Source organism: Profundibacterium mesophilum KAUST100406-0324 (assembly GCF_009835145.1).
In the GTDB taxonomy this organism is placed as follows: Bacteria; Pseudomonadota; Alphaproteobacteria; order Rhodobacterales; family Rhodobacteraceae; genus Profundibacterium; species Profundibacterium mesophilum.
The window spans coordinates 1-702 of sequence record NZ_APKE01000042.1 but is presented as its reverse complement, the minus strand read 5'-3'; the positions used below and the strand labels follow the sequence as shown (position 1 = coordinate 702).

1 protein-coding gene is annotated in these 702 nt (G+C 64.2%); it reads left to right on the top strand.

The annotated features are described in order from the left end of the window. Positions 1 to 702: NAD(P)/FAD-dependent oxidoreductase (locus PMES_RS15785; RefSeq protein ID WP_159966693.1), on the top strand; the 702-nt coding region annotated here is incomplete at both ends.

Here is a 702-nt window from a genome sequence, read left to right as displayed (position 1 = left end):
TTGGCGCGGCTACGGCATCGACAACCAGACGTTGCTTGATGCCGACGAGATCCGTGCCCATGTCGGCAGCGGCATCTATGCCGGTGGACTACGCGATGCGAGCGGGGGGCATGTGCACCCCCTCAACCTCGCCCTGGGCGAAGCCCGTGCGATCGAGGAGAACGGCGGAACGATCCATGAGATGAGCCCGGTGATCTCGGTGTGCATGGATGGGCCCCGCCCGGTGGTGCAGACCGCCCGCGGAGAGTTGACCGCGCGGGTCCTGGTTCTGTGCGGCAACGCCTATCTGGGCAACGTGGTCCCCGAACTCGCCCGCCGCGTCATGCCCGTCTCGACCCAGGTGATGGCAACCGCCCCCCTCCCCGAGGAGACCGCGAGGCGCCTGCTCCCGCAAGATGACTGCATCGAGGACATACGCTACATTCTCGACTATTACCGGCTGTCTGCCGACAACCGCCTGCTCTTCGGGGGCGGAACCGTCTATGGGGGGAGCGATCCGCGCGACATCAAGGCCAAGCTCATGCGCAATATGGTCAAGGTTTTCCCCGAGCTCCGGAACACGCCGATCGACTATGCCTGGAGCGGCAATTTCGCTCTTTCGTTCAGCCGTGTGCCCCAGCTGGGCCGCTTGGGAGACGATGTTTATTTTGCCCATGGCTATAGCGGTCACGGCGTGACGGGCTCGCATACCTTTGGGCGCAT